We start from the raw sequence: 21,232 nt of genomic DNA on the forward strand, positions 1-21,232 counted from the left end.
TACCAACGCAGCCTCAAATCTACCAGAAGCTTCTTCCTACGGTGTAGCAAGGCCTATTCTCTGTGTGGCATTATCGTTTCATAGTACCACGGCGTTACGGTGTAACGCCGCTACATTTCTTCGCTTCTGTACGCTCCTGAAAAACTCAGGACTCAGGACTTACCTGCGCCGTGACGCGCACCTCATAGGTGACCTGGGCACCGGCGCGGCGCAGGGTCTCGGCTACGGAGCAGTATTTCATGATAGAGAGTTCGCAGGCGCGCTCGGCTTTGCCTTGGTCAATGGGGCCTTGCAGTTCAAACACCACGTGCACGTTCGTCCAGAGGGATGGTTCTTTGCCTTTCTCGCGCTCACCGGAGATATCCATCCGGAAGCCGGTTACTTCCTGCCGCTGCTTTTTCAGGATCATGGCTACGTCAATGCCGGCGCAGCCGCCCAGAGCCATCAGAAGCATCTGCATGGGGCGCACGCCAAAGTTCACGCCGCCGCTCTCGGGGCTGGTATCAGTGGTGATGATGTGGCCGTTCGCGTCTTTGGCCTCAAAACCATAGTCTCCGCCTACGCGGTTCATCTCAATCTTTATCATTTTTATTACGGTTTTACACCTGTAGGCCTTTACTTTGCAAAAGTAAAAGGTACTACATGAATTATTTCCAATATAACCAACCTTTTGAATTAGAAGGCGGGCAAACTTTTCCGGAAATCACAATCGCTTACCACACCTTTGGTAAGCTGAACGCAAATAAAAGCAATGTGGTCTGGATTTGCCATGCGCTTACCGCTAATTCCAATGTGTTGGACTGGTGGGATGGTATAGTGGGGGAAAGTAAAGTCATAGACCCTGAGCAGCATTTCATTGTCTGCGCCAACATTCTGGGCTCCTGCTACGGCAGCACCGGTCCGCTGAGCACAAATCCCCAGACCGGGGAACCTTATTACAACACGTTCCCGCAGGTCACCATCCGCGACATGGTACGGGCGCACATCCTGCTGCGCGAACACCTGGGGCTGGAGAAAATCCATATTCTGGGAGGGGGCAGCTGTGGTGGCTTTCAAGTTCTGGAATGGGCGGTAGCAGAGCCTGAGGTCATTGATAACCTGTTCCTTTTGGCTACCGCCGCCGCTGAAAGCACCTGGAGCATAGGCATCCATACCACGCAGCGCCTCATGCTGGAAGCCGACGGTACCTGGGGAGAGCCCAGCCCAACGGCGGGCAGCAAAGGCCTCAAAGCAGCCCGCGCGCTGGGTACGCTCACCTACCGCAATTATCACATCCTGGCCCAGAACCAAACCGACCCAGACCCTGAGAAACTGGACAATTACCGCGTGTCTTCTTATTTGAATTACCAGGGCGATAAGTTGGTGAACCGCTTCAATGGCTACAGCTATTGGTTCCTGACCAAGGCCCTGGACAGCCACAATCTTTCCCGCGGACGGGGCGGCCGTTTAGAGCCTGTTTTAGCAGAAATACGCCAGAAAACGCTGATTATTGGCATCAGCAGCGATATCCTGTGCCCCGTGCAGGAACAGCAGTTCCTGGCCCAGCATCTGCCCAATGTGTCTTACGTGGAGATCGATTCCAACTACGGCCATGATGGCTTTATCATTGAAGGGCAAAAGATCTCTCAGCATTTCACAGCCTGGTACGCAGAAGTGCAGAAAGAAAACCCGGTTTCCGGCACCATTCTTTCCATCTAGATTTATCATTCCTACTAAAAAGCGTTTGGGGCCTGTTTTCATAAAAACAGGCCCCAAACGCTTTTTAGGTTTTATGCCTTTAGAACAGCCCTATGGCTTTTAATAGGATGCGCAGGCTCCAGATAATCACCAGTGTTCCTACCGCAATGAACATTGTTTTCATGGGTAGCTTTCCTACCAATCTGGCAGCGATAGGAGCCGCTAACATGCCGCCTAATACCAGTCCCACAATCACCTGCAGGTGACTCAGCCCCAGCATGGCAAAAAAGGTCAAGGCACTAGCGAAGGTCACGAAGAACTCAGTGATGCTTACCGTTCCTATCACGAAACGAGGCGTGCGGCCTTTGGCAATAAGCGTGCTGGTCACCAAAGGTCCCCAACCGCCTCCCCCGAAAGAATCCAGAAAACCGCCGGCCCCGGCCAGCACCCCGGCCATCTTGATCTTCTTGCGCTCCTTGTTTTTCTTGAACGCCGTGTAGATGATTCTGGCCCCCAGCACCAGCGTGTACGCCGCCAGAATAGGCCGCACATAGTTCGCGTACTCCTCCCCTATTTCTGACAGAAGCCAGGCTCCTACAATAGCGCCTATGATCCCGGGCACCAACAGGACCTTGAACAGTTTCCGGTTCACGTTTCCGAACTTATAGTGGCTGAACCCCGAGATCCCGCTGGAGAAAATCTCGGCAGTATGGATGCTCCCGCTAATGGCCGGCAGGTTAACGCCCAAAGACAGCAATACAGTGGTACTGGTAACGCCGTAGCCCATGCCCAGGGCACCGTCTACCATCTGGGCCAGGAACCCGGCAAAAACCATCCAGTAGAAGATAGGCTCAATGTTCCCCACAAAGGTCGAAACCTCGTCAAACGTAATAGCCGAGAACACAAACCGGCCCAGGATCATGAAGAAGAAGGCCAGAGCCGCGCCGGAGGCGATCTTTTTCCAGGGTTTTTCTGGCCGCCGCGGCGCCACCGGAGCGGGTCTTTCGTTCACGGCTAGTACCTTGGTGATGTCATTGAGCTGGGTCACCTTGGCCGAGAAATCACCGGAAAGTTGATTTCGGATGGACTGCATGTTGTCCAACACCTCGTCCAGTTCATCGGGGAGGGTCTCGTTGAAGGTCTCCTTCAAGCGCTTGGCCATGGTGGGCGATTTGCCGTTGGTAGAGATGGCGATCTTGAGGTTGCCTTTCCGGACCACCGAGCTCAGGTAGAAATCGCAGAGTTCGGGCGTGTCTGCCACGTTCACCAGTTTGCCCTGGCGCTTGGCTTCCAGGCTGATCTCACGGCTGACTGCGCGGTCGTTCACGGCAACAATCACAATGTCGGCCCCGTCCAGATCCTCCGGGCTGAAAGGCTTGAGGATAAGGGAAATATTGTTCTGTTCCTGGGCCAGTTGCAGAACGGCCTCGTTGAACTGGGTTGCCACCACTTTGATGGTGGTTTTGGGTGAGTTCTGCAGCAGCGCCGTCAGTTTCTCCAGACCCACATTGCCTCCACCCACTACCAACACGCGCAGATGTTCCAGCTTCAGGAAAACCGGGAACAGTTCGTTTTGCTCTTTTATAGCAGCGGTGGAGTTCATCTTTTTAGTTTCTTCGGGAGGACCCAAAATAGTAGCTTAATCAAATATAAATGTAATCTCTAGTAAACCTATCAGGTTTAGGATTATTAATCCGTGTTTAGGGGCTACTTCCTTCAAAGTAGCCCCTAAACGCAAACCTGCCTGGGCAGAGAATGAGACGGAGAGTCTGGCAGCAGCCCTGCAAATCCCTCTAGGCTGCAAAAAAGCTTAGTTGACCAGCGTGCGGTAAGCGAAATCACCGAAGCGCTCGCCCGCCAGACGGTTCTGTTTGAAGGCCCCGAACAACACATCCAGTTCCTGCAGAATGGCCGCCTCATTGAGGTTCTCTTTGTAGAGCTTGTTCAGGCGGTAGCCTTGCTCATCGCCGCCCAGGTTGAGGTTGTAGTGGCCCGGAGCCGTGCCCACAAACCCGATCTCAGACAGCACCGAGCGGCCGCAGCCGTTGGGGCAGCCTGTCATCCTGATGATGATTTCCTCGTCTTGCAGACCATGGTTCGCTAAAACGCCGTCAATCTTGGTGATGAGCTCCGGCAGATAGCGCTGGGCCTCGGCCAAAGCCAACGGGCAGGTAGGCAGGGCCACACAGGCCATGGAGTTCTTGCGCACCAGTGAAGCAGCCTCGGTGTGCGGGATTACGCTGTGTTTTACCAGGATCTGCTCAATTTCGGCTTTGTGCTCATCGGTGATGTCGCTGAGGATCACGTTCTGATTACAGGTGAACCGGAAGTTGGCTTTGCCGGTCTGGGCTACCTCCAGCAGGGCGGTTTTCAAGGCCGCGGTAGGCAGATCGGTGATGCGCCCGTTCTCCACGAACACTGTGTAGTGCCACAGGCCGGTGTAGCTCTGCGCCCAACCGTAGTGGTCTACGCGGGTCTTCAGTTCAAAGGTCCGGGCCGGCTCCAAAGCGAATCCTGCACGTTTTTCTACCTCTGCCCGGAAAACGTCCAAGCCCATGTTGTCCACGGTGTACTTCAGGCGGGCCAGTTTGCGGTCGGCCCGGTTCCCGAAATCGCGCTGTACGGTCAGGACCTCATACACAGCCTTGAACAGCTTGTCGTCAGATTCCTCGGTGCTCACAAAGCCTATCTCAGAAGCCAGGCGCGGGTAGGTCTCCGGGTTTCCGTGGGTAAATGACAGACCACCGCCCACGGCCAGGTTGAAGCCTTTCAGTTCCCCGTTGTCAATGATGGCGATGAGGCCTAGGTCCTGCGCGAAAACGTCTGAGTCATTGTTAGGCGGAATCACCAACCCAATCTTGAACTTGCGGGGCAGGTAGCGGTCCTGGTACAAGGGGTCCTCTTCCTCCACCTTGTTGTAGATTTTCTCCTCGTCCAGCCACACGTCATAGTAAGAGCGGGTCTTGGGCAACAAGTAGTCACTGATTCTATCGGCGTACTGGTAGATGCGCTCGTGGAGCGGAGACTCCAGCGGGTTGGCAGAGGCCACCACGTTCCGGTTCACGTCGCCGCAGGCGGCGATGGAATCCAGCCCCACCAGGTTGAAGGCTTTGATGGTGGGCTTGGTCTTGGCCTTCACAATCCCGTGCAACTGCAGCGTCTGACGCGTGGTGATTTTGATGACGCCCGTGGAGTTCTCGCCTGCGATGTTGTGGGTGGCGACGTACTGTTCTGGGGTCATGAAGCCGCCGGGCAGGCGCAACCGGATCATGAAGGAAAACAGGCGCTCCAGTTTCTTGGCGGCGCGCTCCTCACGGCGGTCACGGTCATCCTGCATGTACATGCCGTGGAATTTCACCAGCGCAGTGTCATCCTCGCGGATGGCCCCCGTGATCTCGTCTTTCAGGCTTTCCTTCAGCGTGCCGCGTAAGCCTTCGCTCACCTCTTTTATTTTCTCTATAGGAGACAGATTCTTTTTCTCAGTTGACATGGTAACCGGTCTTAATGATGACAGGAGGTTTCCTGTTTGGGTTGTTTACCATTTTAGGCCTGATTCCGGGGAAAAAGGCCTAAAACAGAATTTGATTGATGCCTTTCGCTGGCGCGATCTTGCAGGAAAACAGCGTACTAATACACGTCTTTCAGGTAGCGGCCTTCTTCTTTCAGTTGCTCCAGGTATACGGCGGCTTCTTCTGGCGAAGAACCGGCGCCCAACCCGATGATCTGCAGCAGGGTGTTTTCCACGTCAACGCTCATGGGTTCTTTGGCCCCGCACACGTACACGTACGCGCCAGAAGAGAGCCACTCATAGAAAGTATCAGCGTTTTCCTGCATCTTGTGCTGCACGTACACTTTCTCCTTTTGGTCGCGGGAGAAGGCACCGTTGAACTTGGTCAGGATACCGGTTTCGTACCAGCTCTGGATCTCGGTCTGGTACAGGAAGTCGGTGGCGAAGTGCTGGTCCCCAAAGAAAAGCCAGTTGCGGCCCTCGGCCCCGGTGGCATCGCGCTCGGCCAGGAAAGAGCGGAAAGGCGCCACTCCCGTGCCAGGCCCGATCATGATCACATCCTTATCAGCAGCCGGCAGTTTGAACTGGCTGTTCTTGTGGATGTAGAACTCCAGTGGCTGGCCTTCCTTTTGCTCAGAAAGGTAATCTGAACAATGACCGCACAGCAGCTCCTCGTTGATTCTGAACTCGTCTCTGGCTACCGTCACGTGGATCTCACCGGGGTGAGCCTCCAGCGACGAAGAGATAGAGTACAAACGCGGGGCGATAGGTTCCAGAATCTGGATTACCTCTTTGAACTGTTCGGCGTCTTTTACCGGGTAAATTCTCAAAAGGTCCAGTAAATCAATGCGGGTGGCGGGGATGTCCTGCTCCACCACCTCAGCGTACTTTTTCACCACGCGCTCGGGCAGGTAGGTGATGTTCACTTTGTCCTGCAGCAGTTCTCTCACCGTAGATTCGCTGTTCCGGTGGGTCACTTTGTCCTCCGGTGAGATGCCGGTCACCTTCAGGATGGCCTCTACCGTGAACGGACGGTTCTTGGGTACCACGCCTAACGCATCACCGGGTTCGTAAGCCAAATCCTCGGCCTCTATCTCAATGTGGTGCGTTGACTTGTTAGACCCTATGTCATTCAATACGATATTGGTGAGAATAGTGCCGTTATATATTTTCTTACCGGTTTTCTTGGCCGGAGCAGGGGCAGCAGCAGGTGCCGAGGCTGGGGCTGCGGCATTGTTCAGGGTCTGCAGCACGCTCTGGAACCAGGCGTTGGCTTCGTCCTCGTAATCCACGTCGCACTTCTGGATGGGCACCAGAGGGCTACCGCCCAGGCGCTGCAGTTGCGCATCCACGTCTTCGCCGGCTTTGCAGAACAGCGGGTAAGAAGTATCACCCAAAGCCAGCACGCTGTACTTGAGTTTAGGCAGCTTTTTATCGGTTTGGTGCACGTAGTCATAGAACTTCTGGGCGCCGGCCGGCGGATCTCCCTCTCCCTGCGTGCTGATGACGGTTAAGAAGTATTCTTCCTTCTCCAGGTCATTGAGGCGGTACTGGTCCAGGCTCACCACGCGGGCGTTGATGCCGCTTTTCTTGGCTTTGCCCGCCAGATCAGTGGCCACGCGCTTGGAGTTGCCGGTCTCGGTGCCGTACGCGATGGTTACCTTTCCTACCGCTGGCTTGGTGGCAGGAGCCGCAGACTCAGCGGCTGAGGCGGCTACCCCAGGGGCAGAAGTAACTCCGGCCAGGTAACCGCTCATCCACAACAGTTCCTCTTTAGACGATTGCTGGACCAGATCCAGGAAGGTTTTTAATTTAGCTTCTGCTAACATGACAGATACATTATTGAATTACCAGGCCCACTTGTTCAGTGACCGGCTTGAAGTAATATTCTCTAGTTGGGTTGTTGGTGAACCACTTGAACTCATGGTGCAGGTTCACCACTTTGCCAATGATTACCAACGAAGGTGAGACAAACGTCTTCCCGCCCAGGTTCCTTTCATAATCGTACAAACTGCTGGTTTGCACGTGCTGCAGGGGCGTAGTGGCCTGTTCTACCACAGCCAGTTGTTTTTCTTCTGAGATGCCGTGACGCGTGAGTTTTTCCACTACCTCGGCCAGCCGCTCACTGGACATGTAGAACACCAGGGTGTCTTCCGTCTGGGCCAGTTCCTGCCAATAGGCATCGGTGAGTTTGCTATAGGTGTAGAAGGTGAGAAAACGTACCGCAGTAGAATGCTGCCGGGCCGTTAAGGGAATACCGGCGTAGGCCGCTGCTCCCAAAGCTGCGGTAATGCCGGGGATGATCTCGTAATCAATCTCGTGGGCCACCAGGCTCTGCAGTTCGTCCAGCACGTTGGAGAAAATAGACACATCGCCACCTTTTAGGCGCAACACGTTTTTACCCAATAACGCGTACTCCACCAGCAGTTCGTTGATGGTGGCCTGCGGCGTGGTACCGTGGCTCCGGCACTGCTTGCCCACGTACACGATCTCCGCCGAGGGCGAAGCATACGTTTCCAGGATCTCTTCGCTCACCAACCGGTCCACCAGAATCACCTGGGCCTGGCGCAACGCCTTCACCGTCTTCACCGTGATCAGGTCAGGATCGCCGGGACCGGCGCCTGCAATGATCACTTTTCCTTTTTGTGGCGCTGCTTGCATGCTTTTGTTTGTAAGTCCGCCGGCTCCCGTGCGGGCGACGGCGGCAATGGTATGAACTTCCGTTTTAGGGCCGTTTTCTAGATTTCGGGCCAGAAAGGCTTCTCACTGGCCTGAGTGGTAATCATACAGGCGCCAACGGTTACGTTGCTGGTCTCGTCAATGAGGATGGCGCCGCCATTGGCTCTCAGTTTCTGGTAGGTGTCAAAGGCAATGGGTGAAGCTGTTTTGATGGTGGCTTTCACTACATCATTCAAACCCGCCGATACCGGGGAGAGTTCTTTCTCCAAGGTGTTCACGTTGAGTTTGTATTCCAGTTCTTTCACCACGCAGCGCACGTTACGGCTGTTAATCTGCAGCAGGTAGCGGTTTCTGGGTACCAGCGGCGTGTTGCTCATCCAGCACAATACCACTTCAAACTCCTGCGCCACCTGCACCGGGGCATCCTGCTTCACAATCATGTCACCGCGGCTGATGTCCACGTCGTCTGCCAGGTGCAGGACCACGCTCTGCGGCGCGAAGGCTTCTTCTACTTCCTTGCCGCCCAGTTCAACCGCCGAGATGGTGCTCTCAATACCCGATGGCTGTACCACCACCTTGTCGCCTTTGCGGTAGATACCGCTGATGATTTTGCCAGCGTAACCGCGGTAATCAGGCAGTTCCTCAGTCTGAGGGCGGATGACATACTGTACCGGGAAACGGCCCTCGGTGAGGTTGATGTCTTCTGATACCTCCACGGTCTCCAGCACACTCAGCAGGGAACCTCCGTCATACCAAGGCATGGCGGTTGATTTCTCCACAATGTTGTCGCCGTTCAAAGCGCTGATAGGAATGTAGGTCACATTCTTCAGGCCCAGAGAAGCCGCCACCTGGGAGTAATCGATCACGATGTCATTGTACTTGTCCTGCGAGTAGTGCACCAGGTCCATCTTGTTCACGGCCACCACCACATGCGGCAGGTTGAGCAGGGAAACGATGATGGAGTGGCGGCGGGTCTGCTCTACCACGCCGTGGCGGGCATCAATGAGGATAATGGCCAGGTCTGAGTTAGACGCGCCGGTAACCATGTTGCGGGTGTACTGGATGTGACCAGGCGTATCTGCGATGATGAATTTGCGCTTAGGCGTAGAGAAGTACTTGTAGGCCACGTCAATGGTGATGCCCTGCTCCCGCTCCGCGCGAAGCCCGTCGGTGAGCAAAGCCAAGTCCACGCGGCCTTCTTCCTTGTTCTTGGTGCTCCGCTCAATGGCTTCCAGCTGGTCTACCATGATGGACTTGCTGTCATACAACAAACGCCCAATCAAAGTGCTCTTGCCATCATCTACGCTCCCGGCGGTTAAAAATCTTAGAATATCCATTTTCAATGAGTTCTGCGTCTTGGGTTCTGAGTCTTGAGTCTGTTTTAGGCCTGCTTTCTAAAAAACAGACCTAAAAGGAGGCTCACCCCAAGATTCACTTTCTATATCTTTCATCGGCTGCGCCGACATTTTTCATTTATTCACTTTCATGAGGCGGAGCCGAACAATTCTCTCATTCACTCCAGCACTCAATCATTCAATTAGAAGTATCCGTTTTTCTTACGGTCTTCCATGGCGGCCTCAGAAACGCGGTCGTCAATGCGGGTCTGGCCGCGCTCGCTGGTGTTGGTGGCGATGATCTCGTTGATGATGTCGTCCAGGGTGGAGGCGCTTGATTCCACGGCAGCGGTGCAGGTCATATCGCCCACGGTGCGGTAACGGACGGTTTTGCGGGTCACCACGTCGTCATCGTGAAGTTGCACGAACTCATTGGTGGCTACCAGACGGCCATCGAACTCCAGTACCTCGCGCTCATGGGCGAAATAGATGGAAGGCAGTTCAATGTTCTCGCGGCGGATGTAGTTCCAGATGTCCAGCTCGGTCCAGTTGCTGATAGGGAACACGCGCACATTCTCGCCTTTGTTGATTTTGCCGTTGTAGATGTTCCAGAGCTCGGGGCGCTGCAACTTAGGATCCCAGGAACCGAACTCGTCACGCACCGAGAAGATGCGCTCTTTGGCGCGGGCTTTCTCTTCATCGCGACGGGCGCCGCCAATGCAGGCATCAAACTCAAATTCTTCAATGGTGTCCAGCAAAGTATAGGTCTGCAGGCCGTTGCGGCTAGGCAGTTTGCCTTTCTGCTCGGTGAGGCCTTTGGCTTTGATGGTGTCTTCCACGTTGCGCACAATAAGCTTCTCCCCAATGGTCTCTGCCAGGTAATCTCTGAAATCCAGGGCTTCCTGGAAGTTGTGGCCAGTGTCAATGTGCACCAGCGGGAAAGGGAACTTGCCGGGTCTAAAGGCTTTCAAAGCCAGGTGCACCAACACAATAGAGTCTTTTCCGCCGGAAAACAGCAGCGCCGGGCGCTCAAACTGGCCCGCCACTTCTCTGAAAATGTGAATCGCCTCTGATTCTAACTGATCCAGGTAATCTAATTTATATGCTGACATAATCTGAAAATGCTATGCTAAACGATTTTGGCTAATGAGTTGGCTACCCCTGGCTGCTCCTCGGTCACGTGAAGACCGCACTCTTTTTTACTGGCGTCTTCCCACCACCAGCGCCCAGCCCGGAAATCCTCGCCCGGCTGAATGGCGCGGGTACAAGGTGCACAACCAATGGAAATGAAGCCTTTGTCGTGTAGCTTGTTGTAAGGGATGTTGTTCTGCTTGATGAAGGCCATCACCTCATCGGTGGTCCAGTAAAGCAGGGGGTGAAACTTGATGAGCTGGTTTCCTTCGTCCCACTCAAACTTGGGCAGAACGCCGCGGACCGGAGAGTGCTCAGCGCGCAGACCGGTAATCCAGATGGAATTGCCCGCCAGCGCCCGCTTCAGCGGCTCCACTTTTCTGATGTGGCAGCAGTCTTTCCGGTTCTGGGTAGACTCATAAAAAGAGTTGGGCCCTGTGTTATGGATAAACTCCTCCAGTTGCTCATTGTTAGGATAGTAGGCCTTAATGCGCGTATTGTACGCCTCATTGGTCCTGCTCCACACTGAGTAAGTCTCGGGGAAAAGGCGGCCGGTGTCCAACGTGAAAATGCGGATAGGGAAGTTGTTCTCCAGGATATGATGCGAGATCACCTGGTCTTCAAAGCTGAAGCTGGAAGAGAAAGTCACCTCATTGGAGAAACGGTTGACCAGCAACGCAAACGTCTGGTCTATGGTTAAGCCTTCTGTCTCTTGTATTAATCGAGACACCTGCTCTTGTTTTGAAGAGGCCATGGCAAGAAAGTACTAGGTAAGAAATTTGAATTATTGGGGTGCCCGAGTAGGCAATAGGTATTTGTTGACTGCCAGAGATTAGCAACAACAGCAGCAGGAGCTGCAACAGCAGAAGCACATTCGCTTTGTATGAGAAGAATAGACCATGTAGTCTGTTATCTGTATCTGTCTGTTAATGAAGATGACACAAAGGTAGGGACCGATCTTCACAAATCAAGTTTTCCTATCAATTTAATAGAGTTTATAGATAAAAATTTAGGAGGTCTACCCTCCGTATTTTTATGCAACTCCCAATGAATCATCTCCAGCATTAACGCATTCTCAAAAACCAGTGTTCCCTTTTACCTCTCTTTTTTTGAAAACAGCCTTAAAGCTTCAAGTTTTTATCTCTATACTCCACCCAAAAAAGCATCTTTGCCGCAAATCCCTGATTTGGAACTGGTTCCCTAAGAACCCACCTCCACCCCTCTAAGGAGGGAAATTCAGGAATGCGTCAGAAAGCGGTTGAACAGCAGTCTTAGTTGTTGGTGATAACACCAATAACGGTGGTGAGGTTGGGTACGCAACCACAACGAATTGGTGAGCCAATCTCCGGTAGATGGCAAAAATGAAGGGGCACCTCTTATGGGTGCCCTTTGCAGAAATTTCCGGATTTGTTAGGTAGTTACCGTTTATTGCGGAGGACCCGTTGGAGACAAGGCATGCCTTGTCTCTACATTCTACAACCAATTATAACAAGACGAGGACAGCAGCATCTCCCACCCGTCCGAAGGACGATAAAGGCATTGCAGCGGCTCATTTGGCAAGGCAGCTAACATGCACTCGTCTGAGGTTGGGCGCATGCGTAACCCAACCTCAGACGAGCGCAGGCAGGAACTGCTCCAATGGCAGTGATGCAATTTCACCATGAAACAAAAGGCTTTTGCCAGGTGGTACCCTTACGGAAGAAAAGACTGTTTGAGCGTCAGCGAGTTTCTTTTCTTCTTGATTCTTTTGGTTACTTTTCTCATCAAGGAGAAAAGTGACAAACGTCCGCAGGCCGCGGCTGCAGCCAAGAGTCTTGGTAAGAAAAGAAGTAGGAAGTAATATCTCCAAAGTGGTTTTGAGGCTAACGCCTCACTGCAGTTGCAAACTGCAGACCATTGTAGGTCCAAGTTGAAAACTTGAACCAGAAGAGAGAGGGCTTGGAAAAGCAAAAAGAACTAAAAAAAGCAAGAAGACCGCTTCTGACAGCAGCATCCAAAATCAATCCTTACCTTCACCGCTTCAAAACCGCGCATCCATGCACACCCTATCCCAACTACAGGCCGGCGAACTGACCGGGGCATCAAGACTGAAGCTATCGTGTGACCTGACGGAGTTTCCCCTGGAAATCTTATCCCTCGCTGCTACTCTGGAGATCCTGGACCTTACGGGCAATCGCTTAACGCACCTGCCGGAGGAGTTTGCCCAACTCACAAACCTGAAAATCGCGTTCTTCTCTGAGAATGACTTTACTGAGTTCCCGGCAGTATTGGCAAAGTGCCCGCAACTGGAGATGATTGGGTTTAAGGCGTGTAAGATCAGGCATATTGCCGAGGATGCCATTCCGGTGAATACCCGCTGGCTCATCTTAACCAACAACCAGATTGCGGAATTACCAGCTTCTATTGGCCAATGCGCCCGCATGCAGAAATTAATGCTGGCGGGTAACAGGCTAACCCGTCTTCCTGAGGAAATGGCGGCCTGTCAGAACCTGGAACTGCTCAGGATATCTGCCAACGAGATCACCCAGCTTCCGGAATGGCTGTTTTCCTTGCCGCGTTTGTCCTGGCTGGCTATCTCGGGGAACCCATCCAACCAGCACGACCACCAAATGGAGGAACTGGAGGAGGTTGCCTGGCAGGAGCTGGTGCTGGAGGATGTGCTCGGCGAAGGCGCCTCGGGTGTCATCTCCAGGGCCCACTGGCAAAACCCAAAGGCGCATGATGCCCCGGCCCACGTGGCGGTAAAGGTGTTCAAAGGCGAAGTCACCAGCGACGGTTTGCCCCAGGACGAGATGCGGGCTTGCATGGCCGCCGGATCGCACCCCAACCTGGTGCAGGTATTGGGCAAGATCACGCAGCATCCAGCGCTGAAGCAGGGACTGGTGCTGGAACTCATCCCGGCGGGTTACCGGAACCTGGGGGGCTCTCCCAGCTTTGCCTCCTGCACCCGCGATGTCTACCCAGCAGGGACCGTTTTCACTTTGCAGGAAACCCTGAGTATTGCGGGGGGCATTGCCTCGGCGGCAGCGCACCTGCACGCCCGTGGTATCATGCATGGCGACCTGTACGCGCACAATACTTTGGTAGACGCCTCGGGACATCCGCTGTTTGGTGATTTTGGGGCGGCTACGCTGTATGACAAAACGGACGCACAGAAAGCCACTGCTCTGGAAAAGATTGAAGTAAGGGCCTTCGGATGTCTCTTAGAAGATCTGCTGGACCATTTAGCGCCGGAAGATGCCCATCATGCTTGCGTGGCAGAACTCTGGCAGCTGAAACAAATTTGTATGCACCCGGCGCCAACCCATCGGCCTGATTTTGCATCCATCGTGGAGCAAATAGAAAAGATGCAATAAGAAATTCTCCTCTAGCCTCTCCTGCCCTACTCCCTGCTTTTCTGTGGCTATTCCGCCAGAGGGAAGGCAGGAAAGCAGGTTTTGTTTTAGGCCTGTTTTTCAGGAAACAAGCCCAGAACGGCGCCTCTTTGCGGGGTCGGTAAAAATAAGGAAACCTCTATACCTCTAATCCGGTACATGTAACCTTAGACATTCACTGGCTATCACCTATCCGCAGAAAAGTATGGCGAAACATACCTATGACATGGGGCTAATTGGCAACTGCGCCTACCTGGCCCTCATCCACAAAGACACCAATATTGAATGGCTCTGCTGGCCCAGATTTGACAGCAGCTTTGTTTTCGGCCCGATGATGGACCGGCAGAAAGGCGGCGAGTTCTCCCTTAAACCAGATGCCGAGGAGTTCACCTCGAACCAGTATTACGTGGAGAACACCAACATTCTGTGCACCGAGATCACCTGCGCGGATGGCGCCTACCGCGTCACCGATTTCGCTCCGCGTTTCCGGCAGCACCAGCGCTACTACAAACCCCTGATGCTCATCAGGAAAGTGGAACCGCTGACCGGCTCGCCCCGCATCAGCGCGGTTTGCAGGCCGGTGGGTAACTACGGCCAGCTGGAACTGAAGCGCCGCCGCAGCAGCAACCACATCGCGTTCCTGGGAATGGACGAGGAAGTGCGCCTCACCACCAACGCCTCCCTTAGCTACATCCTGGAAGACCAGCCTTTCGTGCTGAATGAGACGCTGTATTTTGTGCTCACCTATGGCGCCCCACTGGAGGCCAACCTGGAAAGCACCGCTGAGGAGTTCCTGCGGCAGACCACGCGCTACTGGCGCATGTGGGTGAAGAACACCAGCATCAGCAACTTCTTCCAGGAGCAGGTGATCCGCTCTGCGTTAGCCCTGAAAATACACCAGTACGAAGACACCGGCGCCATCATCGCGTCGCCTACCACCAGCTTGCCCGAGCACCCCGGCAGCGGCCGCAACTGGGATTACCGCTTCTGCTGGATGCGCGACACCTACTACATCCTCAACGCGTTCAACAACATCGGTCATTTTGAGGAAATGGAGCGGTACTTCCATTTCATCGCCAACATCACGGCCAAAGACACGCAGCGCTACCAGCCTCTGTACTCCATCAGCGCCCAGAGTAAACTCACCGAGATTGAGCTGGAACTAGACGGTTATCTGGGCAACAAACCCGTGCGCATAGGCAACGATGCCTACACCCACATCCAGAACGATGTCTACGGCCAGATTCTGGTGGCTTTGCTTCCGCTTTACATTGACCGGCGCTTCAATGATGCCGAGCGTATTGAGTCGCAGAAGCTGATCTACAAGACCCTGGACAAGATAAAGCAGACCCTGCACGAGCCGGATGCCGGCCTCTGGGAGTTCCGCGATTTCGCGCAGTACCATTGCTACACCTACCTGTTCCACTGGGCCGGGGCATCGGCGGCGGCCAGCGCGGCCCGCTACATGGGCGATGAGGAACTAGGCAAAGTAGCCACGGACCTGATGAACCAAGCCGCGGCTAAAATTGAGGAGTGCTTTGACCCTGAGCAGGGCGTGTACACCCAGGCCATTGGGAAAACCCACATGGACGCCAGTACCCTGCAGCTTATCATGATGCACTACCTTGACCCTGCCTCCGAGCGGGCTAAGTCGCACCTGGCTGCTATGGAGAAAGAACTCAAAACCCCCGAGGGGCTCTTCTACCGCTACAAACACGCCGATGATTTCGGGGTGCCGCAAAGCACGTTCCTCATCTGCGCGTTCTGGTACATTGAGGCCCTGGCCTGCGTAGGCCGACTGGAGGAAGCTACTGCGGAGTTCGAGAACATTCTCAAATACACGAACCATCTGGGCCTGCTCAGCGAAGACGTAGACTCCAAAGACGGAAGCCAGTGGGGCAACTTCCCGCAGGCATACAGCCACGTGGGTCTGCTGAATGCCGCCTACCGCATCTCCAAACGCCTGGACAAACCATCGTTCCTATTATAGCGGTTTTTAACCTACAAAATAGAAAGGCTCACCAGATTGGTGAGCCTTTCTATTTTGTAGTGTTTTAGGGCTAATTTCCTGAAAACAGGGCTGAAACCGCAGTTGGCACAGACGCTCGCAGGACCTCCGGACGCTGCGAGGTCTTTGGAGCTAGTGCTATAGCGTTGGCAGCCAAAAACTCCCCTCCTGAATCAGGAGGGGTGCCCGCAGGGCGGGGTGATACGTCTCTGTTTCCCGCCTCTTTTTCACAAATCAACCAACAATCAGCAATTAACAATCAACAATCTCCTCAAGAGCAAAGCGACTGCAGCAGTTTGCGCACCTCCACGGTATTGTTCAGGTTGAAGCGGGCCAGGGAGCGTTTGCTGCCTACTTTAATGGTGAAGGCTTCTTTGGGCATGATCCGGAACATGTCTTCATCGGTGCGGTCATCGCCGATGCCCAGGAGGAAATCATGCGGGTGCTCTTCGAGCCAGCGCAGGGTGGCCAGGCCTTTGTTCACCTCCACGTTTTTCACCTCCAGCACTTTGTCGCCCTCCATGACCTGCAGGTTGATGTTGGAGGCCAGGTACTGCAAATGGTTGTGCAGTTCGCGGGCACGTAGTTCGCCCAGGCCCGGGTCTACTTTACGGTAATGCCACACCAGAGAGAAATCCTTTTCCTCAATGAACGAGCCGGGGGTGCGACTTACCAGCAGTTCCAGGATGGGCCTGATCTCGGTTTTCCAGTCGCTGGTGAGGTGGTGCAGCATTTTCCAGTCCTTGCCGTGTTCGCGCACCCAGACGCCGTGCTCCGCAATAATGTCTACCTCAAGATGTCCCAACCATTCCTCCAGGGTCTTGCGGTCGCGCCCGCTAATGATGACGATCTTATTTCCTTCTTCCTGGGCCAGGCAGCCCAATACCTGCAGCAGTTCACCGTCTGGTTTGGCGTGCTTGGGGTTGTTATGGAACGAGGTGAGGGTGCCGTCATAATCCAGGAAGAGAATGCGCTCACCTGATTTTTTGTAGGCCTTCAGAAGATCGTCACGCTCTTCCTCAGACAGATATTCTGTGGCCAGGCTCATCTGCTTTATCTTGATGTAGTCTAGCCGGTTCATGAAAATGCTTACCCAGTGATGGATGTCATACTGCTTCAAGATCTCCTGCATGTGCTGCATCCTAAGTTTCTGCTCCTCCTCGGGCATGACCATTGCTTCTTGCATGGCCAGCACCATGGCACCCAAATCATTGGGGTTGATGAGGATAGCATCTGATAGTTCTTTGGCAGCACCGGCCATTTCACTCAAAATCAGAACGCCGCTCTGGTCCAGTTTGCTGGCCACAAATTCTTTGCAGACCAGGTTCATGCCATCGCGCATGGGCGTCACCAAGGCAATGTCTGCCAGGGCATACAGCGCCGAGAGTTCCTCTAAGGGGAAAGAGCGGTAGAAGTACTGAATGGGGTTCCAGGTGATGGTGCGGTAAGAGCTGTTAATGCGGCCCACCAATTCATCAATGGTTTCTTTCAGCTCGCGGTACTGCTCTACCTGGTCGCGGGACGGAACCACCAACATAAACAGGGTTACTTTCTCTCGGAACTCTGGATGCTCCTGTAGCAGCAACTCAAACCCTCTGAGGCGCTGCGGAATGCCTTTGGAGTAATCCAGCCGATCAATAGACAACATCACCTTCTGGTCATGCAGCGCCTCACGGTATTCATTCAGCTTTTCCTTCATTTCCTCTGAGGCGGCCAGGGAGGCATATTTCTCATAGTCAATGCCCATAGGAAAGGCGTCCACCATAATCTGCCGATGGCCGTTGTCAATCAGGTTTTGAGAAGAAGTCAAACCCACAATGCGGCTCACCGAGCTGAGGAAGTGGCGGGCATCGTCAAAGGTATGGAACCCTACCAGGTCGGCGCCCAGCATTCCCTTGAGGATCTCCTCGCGCCAGGGCAGCAGGCGGAACACCTCATAAGACGGAAACGGGATGTGCTGGAAAAACCCGATGGTACTCTCAGGGACCTCCTTCCTCACCATCTGCGGCAGCAGAAGCAATTGGTAGTCATGCACCCAGATGGTGTCGCCGGGCTCGGCACGCTCCATCACGGCCTGGCAGAACTTGCGGTTCACCTGCTGATAGGCTTCCCAGAAGGAGTCGTCATACACGGCATACTGACTGAAGTAATGGAAAGAAGGCCACAAGGTCTCGTTGCTGAATCCCTCATAAAAATCCCTGATCTCGGCCTCAGTGAGGAATACCGGGTGCATGCTTTGCTCAGAGAGATCCCTAGTAACCTGCTCCTGCTCGGCCTCATCATTGAAGAAAGTGCCCGGCCAGCCAATCCAGATGTTGTCGTCGGTTTTATAGATGGACCCTAAGCCCGTTGCCAGACCGCCTTCACTGGTCTCGTAAGACAAACCGTTATCGGTACGCTGTACCTTAATGGGAAGCCGGTTGGAGATGATGATCGTTTTAGGCATAGTGTATGGTTTTATGGTATGTGGGGCATCCTGCCGGAGAAAAGAACCACTTTCATAGTTGGATTAGGGCACAGCAGCCTGCGTCCATCTTTTCCGGGGGCACCCGGCTCTTTTTACTCCTTTACCGGCAGATTGGTTAAAACATATGGAAAACGCTATTTCCTTTGGCCTGCCTGGCTTTGGAAAAGGCGCAGGTAACCCTTTTACCGGATAGCGGGTAAACAGGAACTTGTAGTTTCAGATCAAAGGAATGCTAGAACAGTTAAGAACAGAGAAAGTGTTTGACCAGCTCAGGCACTTCGCCCTTGATCATATTCCCCAACTACTGCAAGGCACCGGCGTAGTAGTGGGTGCCCTCATTGGGGGCATGGTGCTCAGATGGCTGATCATCAAAGTCTTGTCGGCTTACCAGCATTGGTTTCCGCATATCTGGGTAGAAGCCATTTTAGCCAAACTCAGCAAACCACTCTCCTACTTACTTCCGCTTCTGCTGCTGGCCGGCGCATTGCCCCTGCTGCCGCTCACCCCAACGGCGTTTGAAATGGTGCGGCGCATCATGGAGATCCTGCTCACCTGCGCCTTTGCCTGGTTCCTGATTGGCTGGGTGAACGTGGTGCAGTACCAGGTCCGGAAAAAACACCAGCTGGACAAAGCTGACAACATCAGGGAACGACGCCTCTTCACGCAGCTGCAGTTTGTAAGGCGCGTGGTCATCATTCTCATCGTCTTCCTGGCCGTGTGCCTTGTACTCATGAGTTTCCCAACGGTAAGGAGAATAGGTACTGGTCTGGTGACCTCGGCGGGGATTGCGGGGGTGATCCTGGGATTCGCGGCACAACGCTCGCTGGGCAATTTGCTCGCCGGGTTCCAGATTGCGTTTACCCAGCCCCTGCGCATTGACGATGTGCTGGTGGTGGAGAACGAGTGGGGCCGGGTGGAAGAGATTACCCTCACCTATGTGGTGCTCCGCATCTGGGACCAACGCCGGCTGGTGCTGCCCATCAACTATTTTATTGAAAAACCCTTCCAGAACTGGACCCGCACCACCTCTGAGCTCCTGGGCACCGTTTTCCTGTACCTTGACTACACCGCGCCCATAGAAGCGCTCCGCGGGGAACTCGCGCGGGTCTTGAAGGCAACGCACCTCTGGGATGGCCGGGTTGGGATCTTACAGGTCACCGAGTCAAAAGAAAGAACCCTGGAACTGCGGGTGCTGGTGAGCGCCGCCGATTCTTCCAGCGCCTTTGACCTGCGCTGCTTTGTGCGGGAAAAGCTGGTAGACTTCGTGCAGAAAAACCACCCCGAGTGCCTGCCCGTAACCCGCAACACCGGCTTCGCCGAAAGCCCCTACCACTCCTTTGCCCCTATGATTGACCCAACCGGGAAGTAGTAAGCAGCAGTTGATTTTGGATTCATCTGGTTTCTTGACGGACTTGCCAGAACCGCTGTTTGCCGTTGTTGGAGTTATCACCAACAACCAACACTGCGGAGGCCAACGCAATGGCAACCACAAGGGTTTGCCCCTACAATTCTGATACTGCTATTTTCTGCTTATTTTCAGGAAAACAACCCAAAACAAGTGTCAAAATAAAATATCCGATTCAGACCTGATTTTCACAAAACAGGCCTGAATCGGATATCACAGTATTTCCGCTGAAATAACGGAAATGGTGCTTAATCTTTGTACGGATCGTATACGTCTTCCCCCGCCATAGCTACGCCCAGCGGCCGAAGCGTGTGCAACACCTTGATGGTATTGCCCTGGTACTTGAGAACGTCTTCCAGCTTTTTGTAAGCCTCAGGAGCTTCATCGGCCCCGGCGCCGCGCAGTTCAATTCCCTGAGCTTTCATGCGCTGCTGCACGGCGTCAAAGTCCACCAGACCCGGTGAGACCACGGTTTTGCGCTTCACGCCTTTTTTGTCCCTGATCCACTTGGTTTTACCCGCGGCGGCCCTCCGGCTGAGCACGCGACCGGCCCCGTGCACGGTAGAATATAAGCCCCGAATGGACAATTCGCTTTCCACGCCCTCAATAATGACCGAGTTATCGGACATGTTCGCGCCAATAAACCCCTTCTGCCCGGGGAACGCCGGTGTGCAGCCTTTGCGCACCACCCAGTAATCCTCGCCCTGGTGCCTCTCAAACCAGGCAAAATTGTGGTGGTTGTGGATGACCTCGGTGGCTTTTCCGCCCAGAATCCCCAACACTTTCTCCACCACCACATCACGGCCCGCGTAGGCGTACTCGCCCGCCAACGACATAGCGGCAATGTAGTCCTGGCCCAATTCAGAGTCGATGTCAAACAGGATGGGCGGCGCATCCATAGAGCCTTCCTTCGCTTTATCAAAAAAGCTTAAGCCCTGACTCAACGCGATGAACCCGGAGGCCGTCTTGTGCCCAAATCCTCTTGACCCGAAGTGGACTCCTACCCACAGAAAGCCTTTCTCATCCTCGAACAAATCAATGAAGTGGTTTCCGCTGCCCACGGTGCCTAATTGTTCTACCGCCAGTTTCCGCATTTCGCGCTGGGGTTTGAACTCGGCTTTATTGATGTGGTCCAGCACCGGGTGGTCAATGCGCTTGGGATTAGGTCTACCTACCCCAAACCCTATGGTGCTTACGATTTCATCCATCACCCTTCCAATCTTCACATCCGAGGCCATGATGTCGGTGCGCACGGCTTTGTTTCCGCAACCAATGTCAAATCCCACCCCAGACAGCGAAACCTTGTTTTTGTAGGCCACGGCTCCGCCGATGGGGTGCGCGTAGCCGTAGTGCGCATCGGCGGTGAGCACGCCAATGTCTTCTTCGCTCACGCAGCGTTTCAACTGATCGATAGCGCTCTGGTCAATGATCTCTTCCCCGAAAACGGTGATGTTGTTCTGCACAATAGCCATGGTCCTACAAATTGGTGGTACAGGCTATACGTGAAAAGGGCGTTGCGTTTTTTACCTGTTTTGGGGTAATGGGCAGAAAAATAGATAATGCTCTTGTCTCTCTCCTTTTGTCATCTTGGAAAGATATTGTGGGCGAACAGTAGTGGCGCTTCTTCAACGTTTTTCTAACGTGCCCAC

15 protein-coding genes and 1 pseudogene are annotated in these 21,232 nt (G+C 53.9%); 4 read left to right on the forward strand and 12 right to left on the reverse strand.

The genetic code is table 11. The features are described 5' to 3' along the window. Positions 1 to 145 precede the first annotated feature (145 nt). Positions 146 to 586 carry an OsmC family protein gene (locus J3P34_RS08780; protein WP_246853613.1) on the reverse strand — a complete coding sequence of 147 codons (441 nt, stop codon included), beginning with the start codon at positions 584 to 586 and terminating at the stop codon, positions 146 to 148. Positions 587 to 642: 56 nt separating this feature from the next. Here J3P34_RS08780 and J3P34_RS08785 point away from each other — a divergent pair, with 56 nt between their 5' ends. Then, complete coding sequence (locus J3P34_RS08785) at positions 643 to 1,698, forward strand: homoserine O-acetyltransferase family protein (RefSeq protein ID WP_210487940.1); 1,056 nt, start codon at positions 643 to 645, stop codon at positions 1,696 to 1,698. Positions 1,699 to 1,777: 79 nt separating this feature from the next. Here the strand turns inward: J3P34_RS08785 and J3P34_RS22435 are convergent, their stop codons facing one another. The 9 genes and pseudogenes from J3P34_RS22435 to J3P34_RS08825 all read right to left on the reverse strand — a co-directional run bounded on the left by J3P34_RS22435 (position 1,778) and on the right by J3P34_RS08825 (position 12,178). Then, positions 1,778 to 2,599 carry a sulfite exporter TauE/SafE family protein gene (locus J3P34_RS22435; RefSeq protein WP_428480448.1) on the reverse strand — a complete coding sequence of 274 codons (822 nt, stop codon included), beginning with the start codon at positions 2,597 to 2,599 and terminating at the stop codon, positions 1,778 to 1,780. A 93-nt stretch (positions 2,600 to 2,692) separates the two neighbouring features. Beyond that, positions 2,693 to 3,280 (reverse strand): annotated as a pseudogene (locus tag J3P34_RS22440) (precorrin-2 dehydrogenase/sirohydrochlorin ferrochelatase family protein); the annotation flags it as partial. Between the two features lie 207 nt (positions 3,281 to 3,487). Then, positions 3,488 to 5,167, reverse strand: coding sequence for an assimilatory sulfite reductase (NADPH) hemoprotein subunit (gene cysI, locus J3P34_RS08795; RefSeq protein WP_210487946.1), 1,680 nt, complete (start codon positions 5,165 to 5,167; stop codon positions 3,488 to 3,490). A 137-nt stretch (positions 5,168 to 5,304) separates the two neighbouring features. After that, positions 5,305 to 7,014 (reverse strand): diflavin oxidoreductase, encoded by a 1,710-nt coding sequence (locus J3P34_RS08800; protein WP_210487948.1) that lies wholly within the window; start codon positions 7,012 to 7,014, stop codon positions 5,305 to 5,307. A 10-nt stretch (positions 7,015 to 7,024) separates the two neighbouring features. Next, the gene (cobA, locus tag J3P34_RS08805) at positions 7,025 to 7,846 is read right to left on the reverse strand and encodes a uroporphyrinogen-III C-methyltransferase (protein ID WP_210487950.1); all 822 of its coding nucleotides are present in this window, start codon (positions 7,844 to 7,846) and stop codon (positions 7,025 to 7,027) included. 77 nt (positions 7,847 to 7,923) lie between these two features. Further along, positions 7,924 to 9,201, reverse strand: a complete 1,278-nt coding sequence (locus J3P34_RS08810) for a sulfate adenylyltransferase subunit 1 (protein ID WP_210487952.1) — start codon at positions 9,199 to 9,201, stop codon at positions 7,924 to 7,926. A 200-nt stretch (positions 9,202 to 9,401) separates the two neighbouring features. After that, positions 9,402 to 10,310 carry a sulfate adenylyltransferase subunit CysD gene (cysD, locus tag J3P34_RS08815; RefSeq protein WP_210487954.1) on the reverse strand — a complete coding sequence of 303 codons (909 nt, stop codon included), beginning with the start codon at positions 10,308 to 10,310 and terminating at the stop codon, positions 9,402 to 9,404. Positions 10,311 to 10,327: 17 nt separating this feature from the next. Beyond that, on the reverse strand, positions 10,328 to 11,083 hold the full coding sequence (locus J3P34_RS08820; RefSeq protein WP_210487956.1) for a phosphoadenylyl-sulfate reductase: 756 nt from the start codon (positions 11,081 to 11,083) through the stop codon (positions 10,328 to 10,330). An 855-nt stretch (positions 11,084 to 11,938) separates the two neighbouring features. Beyond that, entirely contained in the window at positions 11,939 to 12,178 is a 240-nt protein-coding gene (locus J3P34_RS08825; protein ID WP_210487958.1) for a hypothetical protein, read from the reverse strand. A gap of 187 nt (positions 12,179 to 12,365) precedes the next feature. On the opposite strand from J3P34_RS08825, the gene J3P34_RS08830 reads away from it, so the two are divergent. Together J3P34_RS08830 and J3P34_RS08835 are read left to right on the forward strand one after the other, a co-directional pair. Continuing rightward, entirely contained in the window at positions 12,366 to 13,685 is a 1,320-nt protein-coding gene (locus J3P34_RS08830; RefSeq protein ID WP_210487960.1) for a leucine-rich repeat-containing protein kinase family protein, read from the forward strand. Between the two features lie 223 nt (positions 13,686 to 13,908). Further along, on the forward strand, positions 13,909 to 15,693 hold the full coding sequence (locus tag J3P34_RS08835; protein WP_210487962.1) for a glycoside hydrolase family 15 protein: 1,785 nt from the start codon (positions 13,909 to 13,911) through the stop codon (positions 15,691 to 15,693). Between the two features lie 289 nt (positions 15,694 to 15,982). Here J3P34_RS08835 and J3P34_RS08840 read toward each other — a convergent pair whose 3' ends face one another. Beyond that, entirely contained in the window at positions 15,983 to 18,157 is a 2,175-nt protein-coding gene (locus J3P34_RS08840) for a bifunctional alpha,alpha-trehalose-phosphate synthase (UDP-forming)/trehalose-phosphatase (protein ID WP_210487964.1), read from the reverse strand. A 250-nt stretch (positions 18,158 to 18,407) separates the two neighbouring features. Between J3P34_RS08840 and J3P34_RS08845 the strand changes: the two genes are divergently transcribed. Then, the gene (locus J3P34_RS08845; protein WP_246853615.1) at positions 18,408 to 19,547 is read left to right on the forward strand and encodes a mechanosensitive ion channel family protein; all 1,140 of its coding nucleotides are present in this window, start codon (positions 18,408 to 18,410) and stop codon (positions 19,545 to 19,547) included. Positions 19,548 to 19,831: 284 nt separating this feature from the next. Here the strand turns inward: J3P34_RS08845 and J3P34_RS08850 are convergent, their stop codons facing one another. Continuing rightward, positions 19,832 to 21,055 carry an RtcB family protein gene (locus tag J3P34_RS08850; protein WP_210487966.1) on the reverse strand — a complete coding sequence of 408 codons (1,224 nt, stop codon included), beginning with the start codon at positions 21,053 to 21,055 and terminating at the stop codon, positions 19,832 to 19,834. Positions 21,056 to 21,232: the final 177 nt, after the last annotated feature.

It is taken from the genome of Rufibacter aurantiacus (assembly GCF_017916345.1).
In the GTDB taxonomy this organism is placed as follows: domain Bacteria; phylum Bacteroidota; class Bacteroidia; order Cytophagales; family Hymenobacteraceae; genus Nibribacter; species Nibribacter roseolus.

Bases quoted from the DNA above. Each gene is read 5' to 3' on its own strand.
- J3P34_RS08780 (WP_246853613.1), bottom strand. From the start codon at position 586: ATGATAAAGATTGAGATGAACCGCGTAGGCGGAGACTATGGTTTTGAG.
- J3P34_RS08785 (WP_210487940.1), top strand. From the start codon at position 643: ATGAATTATTTCCAATATAACCAACCTTTTGAATTAGAAGGCGGGCAA.
- J3P34_RS22435 (WP_428480448.1), bottom strand. From the start codon at position 2,599: ATGATCCTGGGCCGGTTTGTGTTCTCGGCTATTACGTTTGACGAGGTT.
- cysI (WP_210487946.1), bottom strand. From the start codon at position 5,167: ATGTCAACTGAGAAAAAGAATCTGTCTCCTATAGAGAAAATAAAAGAG.
- J3P34_RS08800 (WP_210487948.1), bottom strand. From the start codon at position 7,014: ATGTTAGCAGAAGCTAAATTAAAAACCTTCCTGGATCTGGTCCAGCAA.
- cobA (WP_210487950.1), bottom strand. From the start codon at position 7,846: ATGCAAGCAGCGCCACAAAAAGGAAAAGTGATCATTGCAGGCGCCGGT.
- J3P34_RS08810 (WP_210487952.1), bottom strand. From the start codon at position 9,201: ATGGATATTCTAAGATTTTTAACCGCCGGGAGCGTAGATGATGGCAAG.
- cysD (WP_210487954.1), bottom strand. From the start codon at position 10,310: ATGTCAGCATATAAATTAGATTACCTGGATCAGTTAGAATCAGAGGCG.
- J3P34_RS08820 (WP_210487956.1), bottom strand. From the start codon at position 11,083: ATGGCCTCTTCAAAACAAGAGCAGGTGTCTCGATTAATACAAGAGACA.
- J3P34_RS08830 (WP_210487960.1), top strand. From the start codon at position 12,366: ATGCACACCCTATCCCAACTACAGGCCGGCGAACTGACCGGGGCATCA.
- J3P34_RS08835 (WP_210487962.1), top strand. From the start codon at position 13,909: ATGGCGAAACATACCTATGACATGGGGCTAATTGGCAACTGCGCCTAC.
- J3P34_RS08840 (WP_210487964.1), bottom strand. From the start codon at position 18,157: ATGCCTAAAACGATCATCATCTCCAACCGGCTTCCCATTAAGGTACAG.
- J3P34_RS08845 (WP_246853615.1), top strand. From the start codon at position 18,408: ATGCTAGAACAGTTAAGAACAGAGAAAGTGTTTGACCAGCTCAGGCAC.
- J3P34_RS08850 (WP_210487966.1), bottom strand. From the start codon at position 21,055: ATGGCTATTGTGCAGAACAACATCACCGTTTTCGGGGAAGAGATCATT.